The organism is Variovorax sp. WDL1 (genome assembly GCF_001541225.1).
In the GTDB taxonomy this organism is placed as follows: Bacteria; Pseudomonadota; Gammaproteobacteria; order Burkholderiales; family Burkholderiaceae_C; genus Variovorax.
The window spans coordinates 1-15271 of record NZ_LMTS01000151.1; the positions used below are offsets into that span (position 1 = coordinate 1).

A 15271-nucleotide genomic window follows, 5' to 3' on the forward strand; every position below is an offset into this window, starting at 1 on the left:
ACTCAGCAAAGCTCGTGACGCCAGGATTCGGCGTGACATCGAGGTCCGCAAACCTGTGGTGTGCCGTCGTGGGCTTCGTGTCACCGAAGGCGCTGTACGCCCACTGCCAGACCGCTTGGCCGTTGCTGTCGGTCAGCCTCCTCGGCGTGTTGAGGTGGTCCGAATGCACCGCGTAGATCTGGCCATTGATCACCGCTGCAACCGGCATCGGCCCACCGGCGGTCGGCAGTGAGATGTACTGCGTGCTGCCCGCGCTGTTGGCTCCGCCCATGCCGGTCTCCGCGAGCAATGTCCCGTCCTCGTCGTACATGAACGCGAAGCCCAGTTTCTCGGCATCGGTCGTGTTCGGTCCCCAGAGCTTTGTGAAGAAGCTGATCAAGCTTTGAAAGAATCCCGGCTCCGTTTCATCGCCCTCGGCAGGTGGGTACAACGGCTCTGTCTTGAACACCCGCTGCCCCAGCGCGTTGTGCGCGTACCGGGTGGTCGGGCTGGTGTCCGTCGCCCCCGTGGTGACCGCACTCAATCTTCCCTCGGCGTTGTAGCTGTAGGTCCTCAGGCCATCGCTGGTCAGATCCCCGTTGGCGTTGTACGTGTAGGCCACTTGGGTGCTCGTGCCGCCCACCGTCTGGCCGAAGCCATCGAGCCGGTTGCTGCCGCTGTTGACCGTGTAGCTGCGACTCGTGGTCTGGCCATTGAGCGTCTTCGTGCTCGCGTTCCGGTTCCCATTGGCGTCATACCCGAAGCTCGTCTGGCTTCCCGTGGCATTGAACCCGGTGATCCGGCCCACGGCGTCATAACTCACGCTCCACGTGGTGTTCGCGCTCGCGATGCTGCTGTGCATCGGATCGCTGTCCCCCGGCTGGAACAGGTTCTGCGTCAGGCTGGTGATGCGCCCGGCCGCGTCGTACACGTAGTTGGCGAATTCGGTGGCGGTCATCCTCCCGGCCGTGTCATAGCTTCGGCTGGCAACCAGCCCCGGGACGAAGGCCCAGTTCCAGGCGGTGGGCTGGCCCATCGGGTTCCAGGCGATGCCGGTGACCAGCGGGCTGCCGTTCCAGCTCAGCTGCACCAGGCGGCCCGTGGCGTCGTAATCGTGCAGCAGCACGTTGCCGTTGGGGTAGGTGATGCCGGCGAGCTGGCCGGCAGCGGTGTAGCTGTAGGCGACCTGCTGGGTCAGGCCGCTGGCCAGGGCCTGGGTCTTGACGATGACACGGCCGAAGGCGTCGCGGCTGTAGGTGGTGGTGCCGCTGCGGTCGACGATCTCGGACAGGTACCCCTTGCTGCTGGCCGTGAGGTCGTAACGCAGGGTGGTGGTCTTGCCGTCGGCGAAGGTGATCAGCGTCGGACGGCCCAGGGCGTCGCGCTGGATCTGGGTGGCCTGGCCCAGGGCATCGGTGATGGAACTCGGCAGGCCCATGGCGTCGTACTGGGTGCTCTTGGTGCCGATGTCGGCGCTGCTCTCCGAGGTGGCGTTGCCCTGGGCATCCCGGGCGTAGCTGGTGGCCACGCCCTTGAAGTCGCTGGCCTGGGTGACGGCGTCCAGCGCGTTGTAGGCGAGAGTGGCGGTGGCGTTGGCGGCGTTGGTGATGGCCTTGGTGCGGCGCAAGGGGTCCAGGCCGTACCGGGTGCTCTGGTTCAGGCCGTTGGTCTCGGTGATGAGTTCGCCGTTGGCGTCGTAAGCGAAGGTGCTGGTCTGGTTGGGGCCGTCGGTCCTGGCGGTGAGGCGGTTGAGGTTGTTGATGGTGCGCGCTGCCATCCAGGCGACGGCGCCGGTGCTGTTCCTGATCTGCTCGGCCGTGCGATTGCCCATCGCGTCCAGGGTGTAGCTGCCGCTCTCGCCGCGGGTATTGCTCCAGCCGGTAAGACGGTGGGCTGCGTCGTACGAATAGGTCAGCACCAAGCCGGTGGGCAGGGTCAGCGTCTCGAGCAGGCCCGTTGGCTTGTAGGTCAGGGTGGTGATCCACTGGCCGCCGACGGTCTTGGTGAGTAGGCGGTCTCGGGCGTCCCAGGTGTAGGTGGTGACCACGCCGTTCGGGGCGGTGGTGCTGGTGACACGGTTGGCACTGTCGTAGCCGTACTGGGTGGCGTGGCCCAGGGCGTTGGTGGACTTCACCAGGTTGCCGGAGGGGTCGTACTCGAAGGTGGTGACGGCGCCGTTGGGGGCGGTCTCGGTGGCGGCGAGGCCCTGTGCGTTCCAGGTCCAGCTCCAGGCGCGGGTGGTGTTGGGAGACGAACTGGTGTCGGTGATGGCCTGCGAGAGGACATTGCCCTTGTCGTCGTATGCATAGGCGGTGCTGCGGCCGGACTCGGTCACCAGCACCGGCAGGGAGAAGGTGGCATGCCATTGCGTCGTGACCGTCTGGGCCTCGGGGGTGCCCACCGCACGAGTCACTGAGCTCGGCAGGCGGCGCGCGACATCCCAGGTGGTGTCGGTCCTGACGCCGTTGAAGTCGGTCTCGCTGGTGACCAGGCCGTTGGCATCGTGGACGCGCAAGGCGGCATCGCCTTCGCCGTTGCCCGAAGGCAGCGAGCCGCCTGTGACGGCCAACTTGCCCTTGGCAGTGCCGTAGCTGTAGTTGCGAGCGGTACCCAGCGGGTCGATGACCGTTGCCGCGCTCGCGGATGGATAACTGACCCTGTAGGCACTTGCAGCGCCCGCCAGTTCAGTTGTGCTGGCGCGCCCCTGGGCATCGTAGGAAAAGCTGCCCCAGCGAGCACCGGTCTCGTCGAAGATGCCGGTGAGGCCTTGAGGCACTGCGGCATCCTCATACACGAAGCCTCGGCTCTTTCCATCCGGATACGTGACGGTGGAGAGGCGCCCCGAGGTGTCGAAGGCATAGCTGAGGATGCGGCCGTCGGGGGTCGTGACGGCGACGAGTTGGCCCATCCCGCTGTAGCCCAGCGTCAGCGTCCGGCCGAACGCATTTCCGATGGTGGCGAGTCGCCCCTCCGGGCTGTACGTGTACGAGGTGATCCAGCCATTGCGAGCCGTGGAGGTGAGGAGCTTGCCGGCGCTACTGAAGCGCAAGGTCCGACCGTCGTCCGCTCGGCGATAGATCCACGTCGAGCCTGATTGGATCAAGGTGTCGGCGCTGTTGTTGGCATTCCAGGTGACAGGCCCGGAGCTGTACAGGAACGTGCGACCGTAACCCTCGGGGCTGGTGACGGTGACCACGGTGCCATTGGCGTTGAAGGCGAGACTGGCGCTGTGGTTGTGCGACCAGGCCCGGCCCAGCGGCATCGTCGAACGCGACGGATAGGCGCCCCAGCTGCTGCGATAGGTGCGAGCGAATGTGAGCGGGGCTGGCCCCTCGTCTGCGTAGTCAACCTCGGAGCGGTATTTCTCGCCGGTGGCAGGAAGAATGGGCTGCCCGACCGTTGCGCCGTTGCATTGCCCGCCGGACGGGGGCTCAGGAGCGATCGGGGTTGTGCAGGTCAGCAGTGGGCCGTACTCGAGGTGCGAAACGTGAGTTATCGGGTTGACGGCAGTGAAGACACATTGATTGTTCGCCGGTTGAACCGATACATAGACATTGCAAACCGAACCCGGCCAGGTGCAATAGGAACCCGGCGGCGGGTTCTGTGCGATCTGGAGCCGATCGGCACAGGTGGCCTCCTTCGAAGTGAAGAAGCTGGCACTGGCCCGAGGCATCTGATCGTGAAGGTAGCAGGCCGATGCCTGTGCATGACTCTCCCTCGCCATGCACAGGCAGATCGGAACGATCGCGACGAGAGCGAGGCGCCGCCCGACAAGGCCTGCAAGCTGTCGAAAGGCAAGAAAGAGGAGGCACATTGCCATTCGGGCTTCCTCAAGCCATTCGCGCGATGCAGCGCTGTGCCCTGTGTCACACACAAAGCCCGGAAGACGTCGCCTGAACTGAACAGACTTGCTCAGCGCGAGCAAGAACGCAAAGAAGCGCCCCAAGGTGGCAGATGCCATCGTTTCCTCCCCGCTTCGGATGGATTGTTAGTGGCGCGCATCATAGCCACGCCTCTCCCATCCCTGCGGCAGAAGAAAGTTCAAACAATGTGCGTTGGGAGCGTGCTAGGAGTGCCGCCTCGAATGACTTCGAGCTCGATCGGCGCACCACGTGCCGGCTCCCTCAGTGCATGCTGCACAAAGTCGCGGCACGATCCGCCGACGGGCAGCAGCATCAACGCCCTACAGCTTCACCCGTCCCGAATCCACCAGCTTCTGCGTCAACGCAAGCTGGTCCTTCATGAATCGCCGCGTCTTGTCGGCGTTCCACGCCACCGGCTCGAAGCCCAGTTCCAGCAGCTTGGCGCGCACGTCCGGCAGCATCACGATGCGGCTCATCTCCGCGGTCAGCTTGTCCACGACCGCCTTGGGCGTCTTGGCCGGCACGAAGGCCGCGGCCCAGCCCGGCATGTCGACCTGCGGGTAGCCGAGCTCGGCGAAGGTCGGCACGTCGGGGTAGGCGGGAAAGCGCGTGGCGCTCGCCACGGCCAGCGGCTTGATCTTGCCCGGATAGCGGTTCACGCCGCCGACCGAAACGACGGCCGCATCGATCTGCCCGCCCAGCAGGTCCTGCAGCGCCGGCGCCTCGCCCTTGTAGGGCACATGCACGGTGTCGATGCCGGCGGCCATGTTGAACAGCTCGCCGACGAAGTGACCGCCCGATCCCGGGCCGTAGGAGCCATAGGAGATCTTGCCCGGCCGCGTCTTCGCGAGCGCGACGTATTGCTTGAGGGTCGACACCGGCAGGCTCTCGCGAATGCCGATCGCGATGGGCGTGAGCGCCAGCATGCCCACCGGCTGCAGGTCTTCGAGCCGGTAGCCGGGCTTGGGGTTGAGCACGGTGTTGCTCAGCAGCGCGCTGTAGCCCACCAGGACGGTGTGGCCGTCGGCCGGCGCCTGCGCCACCGACGCGGCGGAAATGGCGCCGCTCGCGCCGGGCTTGGATTCGACGACGCAGGGCTGGCTCCAGGCCTCCGTCAGCTTCTGGCCGATGAGCCGCATCATCGTGTCGTGCCCACCGCCCGCCGGCGTGGGGATGACGAACTTGATGACCGACGAGGGAAAGGACTGCTGCGCCCATGCGGGTGCGAAGGCGCCCGCGCCAAGAGATCCGAGAGCGGCAGCGAGGGCCTGGCGGCGTGTGAATGTCATGAGTTGTCTCCTTGTGTGCTGAACTTGATTGATATAGCATCATCATTGGTTCAACCATAGATTAAACAACAAAGTGAACAATTCATCCACCCCTGCCGCGGCCGGGGGGCTCGACACGGCCCAGCTTGTCGCGCTCGATGCGTTCATCCGCCGTGAGCTCGGCGGTTTCGACGGCGCCTTGCGCGTGCGGCGCGTCGAAGGCGGCCAATCCAATCCCACCTTCATCGTCGATGCGGGCGCGCGGCGCCTGGTTCTGCGCTGCAAGCCGCCGGGCGTGCTGCTGCCTTCGGCGCACGCGGTGGAGCGCGAGTTCCGGGTGCTGCGCGCGCTGGAGGGCTCCGGCGTGCCGGTACCTCGCGCGCGTGCGCTGTGCGAAGACCCGGACGTGCTGGGCAGCAGCTTCTACCTGATGGACTTCGCGGAGGGCCGCATCCTCACCGACCAGACACTGCCCGGCATGACTCCCGCAGAGCGGCGTTTGCACTACGCCGAGATGGCCCGCGCGATGGCGGCGCTGCACGCGGTGGACTGGCGCGCGCGCGGCCTTGCGGATTTCGGGCGCGAGGGCGGCTACGTGCCGCGACAGCTCGACCGCTGGACACGCCAGTACCGCGCGAGCGAGACCACGCGCATCGATGCGATGGAGCGGCTGATCGACTGGCTGCCCGCGCATGTGCCGCCGCAGGAGGCGACCTCGATCGTGCACGGCGACTTCCGCCTCGACAACCTGGTGTTCCACGCCGGCGAGCCGCGCATCGTCGCCGTGCTCGACTGGGAGCTCTCCACGCTCGGCGACCCGCTGGTGGACTTCGCCTATCACTGCCTCGCATGGCGGCTGCAGCTCGGCACGCACCGCACGCTGGCCGGGCTCGACGCCTTGCCCGAGGGCGTCCCGACCGAAGCCGGCCACGTGGCGGACTATTGCCGCGCGAGCGGCCGCGCCGACGCGCCGATCGCGCACTGGCACTACCACCTCGCCTTCAACATGTTCCGCCTCGCTGCCATCCAGCAGGGCGTGGCCCGGCGCGCGCTGGACGGCAATGCCGCCAACAGCCGCGCCGCCGCCGTGGCGGCGCGCGTGCAGGCCACCGCCGAGGCCGGATGGCAGGCCGCCCAGGAGACCCGATGACCCAGGAACTGCCCCCCACCATGCGCGCATGGCGCGTCGAAGAGATCACCGAGCGCGGCGAGATGCACCTGCGCGACATCGATCTGCCGCGCCCCGGACCCGACCAGTACCTGGTGCGCGTCGATGCCGCCGGCATTGCCTTCGGCGACACCCTCATCGTGCGCGGCAAGTACCAGGTCAAGCCGCCGCTTCCGTTCACGCCAGGCTCCGAAGTGCTGGGCACGATCGTGCAGGGCGAGGGAGGCGAGCTCGCGGTGGGCACGCGCATCGCGAGCTCCTCGCGGCAGGGCGGCTTCGCGCAGTACGCGCTGGTGCCGCGGACCGAGGCCATCGCGATTCCAGGGGACATCGACCCCGGCGATGCGCTGGCACTGCGCAGCAACTACCCCACCTCGCTCTTCGCGCTGCGCACGGCGGGCCGCCTGCAGCCCGGCGAGACGCTGCTCGTGCACGCGGCCGCGGGGGGTGTCGGCAGTGCCGCGCTGCAGCTGGGCAAGTTGCTGGGTGCGCGCGTGATCGCCACCGCCGGCAGCGCGCTGAAGCTGCAGGCCTGCCTCGACGCGGGCGCGGACGCGGCGCTCGACTACGGCGATCCCGGCTGGGTCGACGCCTTCCGCAAGCTGGCCCCCGGCGGCGCCGACGTGATCTACGACCCGGTCGGCGGCGAGGTGGGCGCGCAGAGCCTGCGCTGCCTGGCCTTCGGCGCGCGCTACCTCGTCATCGGCTTCGCGGGAGGCGCGCTCACGCAGCTGCCGGCCAACCGCCTGCTGCTGCACAACGCCAGCGCCGTGGGCGTGCTGTGGGGCGAAGTGCGCAAGCGCGACATCGCACTGGCCGCGCGCCTCACGCGCGAGGTGTACGACTGGCATGCCGAAGGCCGCATCCGGCTCATGCCCGGCCAGCCCTTCGCCTTCGAGCAGGCGCGCGAGGCGCTGGCCGCGCTCGAAGGCCGCACCACCGTGGGCAAGGCCTGGCTGCGCGTGCCGCATCAGCAGGCCTCGGTGTTGCGACGGTAGAGATCCAGGAAATCAACGGCATAACCATGAAGGAGACATTCGATGCGTAGCTTTCTTTCTTGCGCCGCAGGGCGTGGGCTCGCCGCATGCGCGCTCGCGGGCCTGCTCGCGGCCGCGCCGGCTGCCGCCCAGGACGTCAAGATCGGCGTCCTCTACCCGATCAAGACCATGCTCGGCCAGCAGGGCCGCAACGGCGCCGAGGTCGCCGCCGAGATGATCAACGCCGGCGGCGGCGTGCTCGACGGCCGCCCGCTCAAGCTGGTCGTGTACGACGACAACTACCAGCCGGCCGACGCCGTGGCCGCGGCGCGCAAGCTGCTGAGCGAAGACAAGGTCCCGGTGATCGTGGGCGCCATCAACACCGCGGTGTCGCTGGGCGTGACGCAGGTCGCCCAGCAGGGCGGCGCCCTGTTCCTGGCGGCGGTGACCAAGGCGCCGCAGGTCACGGAGTACGACCGGGCGTTCCGCTTCAACCCGCTGGTGGCCACCGACGGCGAGGTCTTCAACCAGTACCTCAAGGACAAGGTGAAGCCGCAGCGCATGGCCGTGGTGGTGGAGAACGGCGACTACGGCCGCTCGATCATCGCCAGCATGAAGGGCGCCTTCGGCAGCGCGGTGGTCGCCACCGAGCTGTACGAGATCCTGAAGCAGACGGACTTCAGCACCCTCGCTTCGCGCGTGAAGTCGGCCAACCCGGACGTGGTGTGCATGGCCTTCTCGGCGCCCGAGCAGGGCGGCAGCCTGCTGCGCACGCTGGCCGAAGCGGGTGTCAAGGCAAAGCGCTGCATCCTGCCCGGCTCGGTGACGCCGTCGCTGCTGCAGGTCGCCGGCCCGGCCGCGGAGGGCGCCTTCACGATGGACATCTGGGCACCCACCATGGCCAACGAGACCAACCGCAAGTTCGTCGCCGCCTACCAGGCGAAGTACAAGGTGGTTCCGAGCAAGGTGGACTTCCTCGGGTTCGAGAGCATGTGGGTGCTCGGGCAGGCGATCCGCGCCGCCGGCACCGCGACCGACACCGCGAAGCTCGCCGCCACCCTGCGCCAGGGCAGCTGGGATTCTCCGCGGGGCACGCTGCGCTTCCCCGCGAACCAGGCGACCTCCGAGAAGTGGGTCGTGCTGGAGGTCAAGGACGGGAAGATCACCGTCGGCGACTGAACCCACAGAGACCCCGCCATGACCGACGCGCTGCTCCAGCAGCTGCTCAACGGCTTGTCCATCGGCTTCGGGTATGCGCTGATCGCGCTCGGCCTCACGCTCGCTTTCGGCGTGCTGCACATCATCAACTTCGGCCATGGCGAAGTGGTGATGCTCGGCGCCCTCACCGTGGTGCTGGCGAACAAGCTGCTCGGCCTGCCCTATCTCGCCGCGGTGCCGCTGGCCATGCTGGTCGGCGCCGTGGTCGGTTGGATCTTCGACGCGCTCGCCGTGTCGCCGCTGCTGCGGCGCGCGGAGGGCCGCACCGACATCCTGCTCACCACCTTCGCGGTCGGCGTGCTGTTCAAGCAGGCCGTGCTGTCGGTCTGGGGCCCGGCGCCGGCGCGCGTCGACGGCCTGCAGGGCCGGCTCGAGCTCGCGGGCGCCGGCCTCAGCGCGCAGCGGCTGTTCGTCATCGGCGCGAGCATCGCCGCGCTGGTGCTGCTGGACCTGCTGGCGCGCCGCACGCGGTTCGGCGTGGAGATGCGCGCGCTCGCGCAGAGCGAGCATGCGGCGCGCGTGGTGGGCATCGACGTCAAGAAGGTGGGCACCCGGGCCTTCCTGCTCGCCGCCGCGGTCGGCGGGCTCGGGGGGGCACTGCTCGCGCCGATCACCTCCTACTCGCCGATGCTGGGCCAGGCGGTACTGATCAAGGCCTTCGTGATCGTGGTGCTTGGCGGCCTGGGCAGCGCACGCGGCGCGGTCCTGTGCGCGCTGGGCGTGGGCGTGCTCGAGGCGATGCTGGGCCTGGTCCTGGAGGAAGGGCTGGCGGCCGCAGCCGTGTACTCGCTGATGCTGCTGGTGCTGCTCGTGCGGCCCCAGGGACTCGCGGGAGCGGCGCGATGAGCCGCCGGGCCGTTCCCATGGCAGATGGCAATGCAGCCGAAGGCAAGGGCGAAGGCATATCCATGAGCCGGACCCTGCTCGACGCCGCGCTCGGCATCGTCGCCGCGGCGCTGTTGGCGAGCGTGCTGCGCTCGCCTTACCTGCTGGACGTGGCGGCTTATGCCGGCGTACTCGCGATCTTCGTCCTCGGCGTGTCGGTGACTTTCGGCCAACTGGGCTACGTGAGCTTCGGGCACGCGGCCTTCCTGGGACTGGGCGCCTACACCGCCGGCATCCTGGTCGCGCAGCTCGGATGGAACTACTGGGCCGCGGTGCCCCTGGGTATCGTCCCGGGGCTGCTGCTCGGCGCGCTGATCGGCATCGTCTCCGCGCGCCTGAGCGGCGCCTACTTCGCCATCGCCACGCTGGTGGTGGCCGAGATCCTGGTGCTGGTGGTGGTCAACTGGGTCGACCTCACGCGCGGCCCCATGGGGCTGATGGTGACGGTCTCGCCCCTGCCGCTGGCGCAGCGGGTGGGCTGGACTGCGCAGCAGGGCTACCTGTTCGCGGTGGTCGCGGCACTGGCGGTCTCCTTCGTGCTGCTGCGCAACCTGCGCGACAGCGCGACCGGTCGCGGCTGGACGGCGATCCGCGAGGCACCCGCGCTCGCCGAGTCGCTCGGTATCGCCACCGCGCGCTCGCGCGTGCTGAACATCGCGCTGTCGGGCGGGCTCGCTTCGCTGGCGGGTGCGCTGCTGGTCCCCAAGGTCTTCGTGCTGTCGCCCTCGCTGCTCGGCGTCGGCCATTCGGCCACCGGCATCCTGGGCGTGATCCTCGGCGGCAAGGCGACGCTGGTGGGGCCCATGCTCGGCGGCGCGCTGTTCGCGATCATTCCCGAAGGGCTGCGCTTCCTCGGCGATCTCAACTTCGCGGCCTTCGCTCTCCTGCTGCTGCTGGTGGTGCGCCTGCTGCCGGGCGGCCTGGTCGGCTGGCTCGCGGCGCGGCCCGCGTCCAGGCGCTGGCACGCCGCGCGGCTGCGGCGGGCCTCGGCCGCGCTGCCGGCCCCCGCGCCGCTGGCCGCGCGGGCGCGGCAGGCCGGCAAGGTGCTGGAAGTCGCGGGCGTGAGCCGCCATTTCAAGGGCCTCAAGGCGGTGCAGGACGTGTCTTTCGACGTGCACGCGGGCGAGATCCTCGGGCTCATCGGCCCCAACGGTGCCGGCAAGACCACGTTGCTGAGCATGCTGGGCGGCTTCCTGCCCGCCAGTGCCGGCACGATCCGCGTGCGCGGCCTGGACATCGCGCGGCGGCCTGCGCATCGCGTCGCACGGCTGGGCGTAGTGCGCAGCTTCCAGCAGACCGCGTTGTGCGCCGGCCAGACCGTCGCCACCAACATGGCCATCGCCAGCCACATGCACCGGCCGCCCGGCTTCGCGGGCGCCTTGCTGCGGACGCCCGGCTGGCGCGCGCGCGAGCGCGAGCGCATGGCGCACGCCCTGGGCTGCCTGGCCGAGGTGGGACTGCTGGCGCGGCGCGACGAGGTGGCCGGCAGCCTGCCCTACGGCGAGCAGAAGCTGCTGGGCGTGGCCATGGCCCTCGCCGCGCAGCCCGGCGTGCTGCTGCTCGACGAGCCGGCCGCGGGCCTCAACCAGGTCGAGGCGGCGCGCCTGGCCAAGGTGCTGCGGGGCCTGCGCGACAAGGGCATGACATTGATCGTGGTGGACCACAACCTGAAGATGCTGATGTCGGTGGTGGACCGGGTGATCGTGCTGCACCACGGCGTGAAGATCGCCGACGGCGCGCCGGGCGAGGTGACGCGCATGCCGGAGGTGGTGTCGGCCTACCTGGGCACCGCGCCCGCGCCCGTCGAGGAGCTCGCCGCATGACGGCGCCGCTGCTGCACGTCGATGCGCTCGCCGTGCGCTACGGCGAGACGCGCGCGCTCGAAGGCGTGAGCCTGGCACTCGGCGCACGCGAGATCGTCGCCCTGATCGGCGCCAACGGTGCGGGCAAGTCGTCGCTGCTGAATACGCTGCTGGGCCTCGTGACCCAGGCGGCCGGTGCGATCACGCTCGGGGGCAAGCGCATCGAGACGCTGCCCACCCGCGAACGCATCGCCGCCGGCCTGGCCCTGTCGCCCGAGGGCCGGCGCGTCTTTCCCGAGCTGTCGGTGGAGGAGAACCTCGACCTCGGTGACCTGGGGCGCGATATCGCCCAGCGGCGCGAACGCCGCGAGAACGTGAACCGCTGGTTCCCGCGCCTGCGCGAGCGCCGGCAGCAGCTCGCCGGCACGCTCTCCGGCGGCGAGCAGCAGATGCTGGCGATCGGCCGCGCGCTCATGGCGCAGCCACGCGTGCTGATGCTCGACGAACCCACGCTGGGGCTGGCGCCGCTGGTGGTGCAGGAGATCGCCGCCTTCATCCGCCACATCCGCTCCACCGGCGTCTCGGTGCTGCTGGCCGAGCAGAACGCCGAGATGGCGCTGGCCGTCGCAGACCGCGCCTGCGTGCTGCAGAACGGCGAGGTGGTGATGGGCGGCAGCGCCAGCGAACTCGCGGCGCACCCCGACGTGCGCGCCGCCTACCTGGGCCTGTAGAGGACATGACGACCATGAACCTGACCCGGAGAGCCCCGTGAGAACGATCGCCGAAGGCCTGGACTTCCCCGAAGGCCCCGTGGTGCTGGCGGACGGCTCGCTGCTGGTGGTGGAGATCGCGGCAGGGCGCCTGACGCGCGTGTTCGGCGATGGCCGGTGCGAGTCGGTCGCAAAGACGAGCGCGGGGCCGAACGGCGCGGCCATTGGGCCCGATGGCGCCTGCTACGTGTGCGGCGGCGGCGGCTTCGAATGGCACCGCCACCCCGACGGCACGCAGACGCCCGGCCTGCAGCCAGCGGACTATGCGGGCGGCTGCATCGAGCGTGTCGACCTGCGCGCCGGCCGCGCCGAAGTGCTCTACACGCACAGCGACAAGGCCTCGCTGAAGGGGCCCAACGACATCGTGTTCGGCGCCGACGGCGGCTTCTGGTTCTCCGACCTCGGCAAGCGCCGCCAACGCGACATGGACCACGGCGCGGTCTGCTGGGCGCGGCCCGACGGCAGCGAGTGCCGCGAAGTCATCTTTCCGATGAACACGCCCAACGGCGTCGGCCTGTCGCCCGACGGCCGGCGGCTGTACGTCGCCGAGACCGCGCCAGGCCGGCTCTGGGCCTTCGACGTGATCGGGCCGGGACAGGTTGCGCGCGCGCCCGATTCGCAGGCGCCACATGGCGGCACCCTGGTCGCGGGCCTGCCCGGCTACCAGCTCTTCGACTCGCTCGCCGTCGAGGAGGACGGCCGCATCTGCGTGGCAACGCTCTTCAACGGCGGGATCACCGTCATCTCGCCCGACGGCGGCTCGATCGAGCACGTGCCGCTGCCGGACCGCTTCACCACCAACCTCTGCTTCGGCGGCCCCGGCATGAGGACTGCGTACGTCACGCTGTCCTCCACCGGCCGGCTCGCCGCCCTCGACTGGCCGCGTCCCGGACTGCGGCCTCACTTCTACGCACACGATGGACTTTGAACACTCTCCCCGAACCCAGGCGCTGCTCGGGCAGCTCGCCGCCTTCATGGAGGCGCACGTCTACCCCGCCGAGCGCGAGGTCCATGAGCAATCGCAGGCCGGCGGGCACGCGCAGGTGCCGGCGATCATCGAGGCGCTGAAGGCGCGCGCGAAGTCGCAGGGGCTGTGGAACCTGTTCCTGCCCGACGGTGAGCACGGTGCCGGCCTGAACAACCGCGACTACGCGCCGCTCGCGGAGCTGATGGGGCGCTGCGCGATCGCGCCCGAGGTGTTCAACTGCGCCGCGCCGGACAGCGGCAACATGGAGATCCTGGCCCGCTACGGCACCGAGGCACAGAAGGCGCGCTGGCTCGTGCCGCTGCTGGACGGGCGCATCCGTTCGTGCTTCTCGATGACCGAGCCGGCGGTCGCGTCCTCCGATGCCACCAACATCGAGGCGGAGATCCGCCGCGACGGCGATCACTACGTGGTCAACGGCCGCAAGTGGTGGACCTCCGGCATCGCCGATCCGCGCTGCGAGCTCATCATCTTCATGGGCAAGACGAACGCGGCCAGCCAGGACAAGTACCGCCAGCAGTCGATGCTGCTGATCCCGCGCGATGCGCCGGGCGTGCGCGTGGTGCGCAACCTGCAGGTCTTCGGCTGGGACGACGCGCCCCACGGCCACTCGGAAGTCGTGTACGAGGACGTGCGCGTGCCGGTGGAGAACATCCTGCTGGGCGAGGACCGCGGCTTCGAGATCGCGCAGGGCCGCCTGGGGCCGGGGCGCATCCACCACTGCATGCGCCTGGTGGGGCGCGCCGAGCGCTGCCTCGAACTGATGTGCGCGCGCTCGAAGGAGCGCGTCGCCTTCGGCAAGCCGATCGCCAGCCAGACCGTGACCATGGAGCGCATCGCACAGGCGCGCGTGCTGATCGACCAGGCCCGCCTGCTCACCCTGCATGCCGCGTGGAAGATGGACACGGTGGGCATCAAGGGCGCGCGCAAGGAGATCGCCATGATCAAGGTCGCCGCGCCGTCCATGGCCTGCCAGGTGATCGACTGGGCCATCCAGGTCCACGGCGCGGCGGGGCTGTCGCAGGACTTCATCCTCGCGCGCTCCTATGCGCAGGCGCGCGGCCTGCGCATCGCCGACGGACCCGACGAAGTACACCGCAACCAGATCGCCCGCCTCGAGCTGGCCGACCATTGAAAGGACCCCTCCCCATGTACATGCCGCCCAACACCCGTCTCAAGCTGGACCCGCGCGACGAATACACCCACCCGCCGGAAGCGGCGGGCAACTACAACGAGAGCATGTATTTCAATGCCTTCGACTCTGCGCGCCGCATCGGCGCCTGGGTGCGCATCGGCAACCGCCCGAACGAGGGCCACGCGGAGATGACGTGCTGTGTCTACCTGCCCGACGGCCGCGTGGGCTTCATGTACGGCCGACCTTCCATCACCGACAACGCGCAGCTGGCCGCCGGCGGCATGCGCTTCGAGGTGATCGAGCCGTTCAAGCGCCACCGCGTGAGTTACGACGGCGAACTGCTGCTGATGGACGACCCGCTCGCCATGGCCGACCCGAGCGCCGCCTTCAAGCGCTACCCCAAGCGACCCGCGTCGATCGCGCTGGACTTCGAGGGCGTGTCGCCCATGCACGGCGGCGAGATCGTCGACATGGAGGGCCGACCCATCGTGCTGGACCCGGAGCATGCGGTCTACCGCGGCCACACCGAGCAGAACATGGCCGTCGAAGGGCACATCACGGTGGATGGCGTGAGGCACGAGCTCGCGGGCGGCACGGGCTACCGCGACAAGTCGTGGGGGCCGCGCCATTGGCACAGCTTCTTTTGGTACAAGTGGCTGCCCCTCACCTTCTCGCGCGACTTCGGGGTCCTGTTGTCGATCAAGGGGCGGCCGGAGGGCGGGCCCGACCGCATCAGCGGCAACGTGCTGCGCGACGGCGTCTACGAGCCCGTCATCGACGGGCGCATCGAGACCGAGTACGACGCTGCGTGGATTCCGCGCGGGCTCACCGCTTGGGTTACCACCGAGCGCCAGACCTATGTGGTGAAAGGGCGCGTGCTCACGACCGTGCCGCTGCGGCACCGGCGCGTGGGCGGGGGCGATTCGGGGAGCTATACGCGAATCACGGAGAGCCTGACGGAGTACAGCTGCGAAGGGCGCACCGTGCTGGGGATGACGGAGTATTGCGATGTGATGGAAGACGGGGTGCCGATTTCGGAGCGGCGGGCGTTGGCGGCGTGATGCGTGGCTGAACGTGTGCATCGTCGAGGCCTTTGCATGAGCGTGACTTTGCTTCCTGCCCCTGCGGGGGAGGGCTGGAGTGGGGGCATGCGGTCGCCTGATTCGTACCTTGCTGTTGGTTTGAGGCTGGGGCCGGGATTTCGCCCCGGCGGGCGAGTCA

11 protein-coding genes are annotated in these 15271 nt (G+C 69.2%); 9 read left to right on the forward strand and 2 right to left on the reverse strand.

The window, feature by feature from the left end; all coding sequences use genetic code 11:
• On the reverse strand, window positions 1–3940 hold a 3940-nt coding region (locus APY03_RS20055; RefSeq protein ID WP_157103436.1), incomplete at its 3' end, for a DUF6531 domain-containing protein.
• A gap of 222 nt (window positions 3941–4162) precedes the next feature.
• Window positions 4163–5131, reverse strand: a complete 969-nt coding sequence (locus APY03_RS20060) for a Bug family tripartite tricarboxylate transporter substrate binding protein (protein WP_068679418.1) — start codon at window positions 5129–5131, stop codon at window positions 4163–4165.
• A gap of 73 nt (window positions 5132–5204) precedes the next feature.
• On the opposite strand from APY03_RS20060, the gene APY03_RS20065 reads away from it, so the two are divergent.
• The 9 genes from APY03_RS20065 (at window position 5205) to APY03_RS20105 (ending at window position 15111) form a co-directional block, all read left to right on the forward strand.
• On the forward strand, window positions 5205–6260 hold the full coding sequence (locus APY03_RS20065) for a phosphotransferase (protein ID WP_068679420.1): 1056 nt from the start codon (window positions 5205–5207) through the stop codon (window positions 6258–6260).
• Complete coding sequence (locus APY03_RS20070) at window positions 6257–7276, forward strand: NADPH:quinone oxidoreductase family protein (protein WP_162487126.1); 1020 nt, start codon at window positions 6257–6259, stop codon at window positions 7274–7276. The genes APY03_RS20065 and APY03_RS20070 overlap by 4 nt, the downstream gene beginning before the upstream one ends.
• Window positions 7277–7318: 42 nt before the next feature.
• Window positions 7319–8434 carry an ABC transporter substrate-binding protein gene (locus APY03_RS20075; protein WP_068679422.1) on the forward strand — a complete coding sequence of 372 codons (1116 nt, stop codon included), beginning with the start codon at window positions 7319–7321 and terminating at the stop codon, window positions 8432–8434.
• A gap of 18 nt (window positions 8435–8452) precedes the next feature.
• Window positions 8453–9319 carry a branched-chain amino acid ABC transporter permease gene (locus APY03_RS20080; protein ID WP_068679424.1) on the forward strand — a complete coding sequence of 289 codons (867 nt, stop codon included), beginning with the start codon at window positions 8453–8455 and terminating at the stop codon, window positions 9317–9319.
• A 62-nt stretch (window positions 9320–9381) separates the two neighbouring features.
• On the forward strand, window positions 9382–11181 hold the full coding sequence (locus APY03_RS20085; RefSeq protein WP_162487125.1) for a branched-chain amino acid ABC transporter ATP-binding protein/permease: 1800 nt from the start codon (window positions 9382–9384) through the stop codon (window positions 11179–11181).
• On the forward strand, window positions 11178–11891 hold the full coding sequence (locus tag APY03_RS20090) for an ABC transporter ATP-binding protein (protein WP_068679428.1): 714 nt from the start codon (window positions 11178–11180) through the stop codon (window positions 11889–11891). Before APY03_RS20085 ends, APY03_RS20090 begins: the two co-directional genes overlap by 4 nt.
• 37 nt (window positions 11892–11928) lie before the next feature.
• A complete protein-coding gene (locus APY03_RS20095; protein WP_068679430.1) occupies window positions 11929–12858 on the forward strand; it encodes an SMP-30/gluconolactonase/LRE family protein in 930 nt (309 codons plus the stop codon).
• Window positions 12848–14050, forward strand: coding sequence for an acyl-CoA dehydrogenase family protein (locus APY03_RS20100; RefSeq protein ID WP_068679432.1), 1203 nt, complete (start codon window positions 12848–12850; stop codon window positions 14048–14050). Before APY03_RS20095 ends, APY03_RS20100 begins: the two co-directional genes overlap by 11 nt.
• Window positions 14051–14064: 14 nt before the next feature.
• On the forward strand, window positions 14065–15111 hold the full coding sequence (locus APY03_RS20105; RefSeq protein WP_068679434.1) for a DUF7064 domain-containing protein: 1047 nt from the start codon (window positions 14065–14067) through the stop codon (window positions 15109–15111).
• The last annotated feature ends 160 nt before the right edge of the window (window positions 15112–15271 follow it).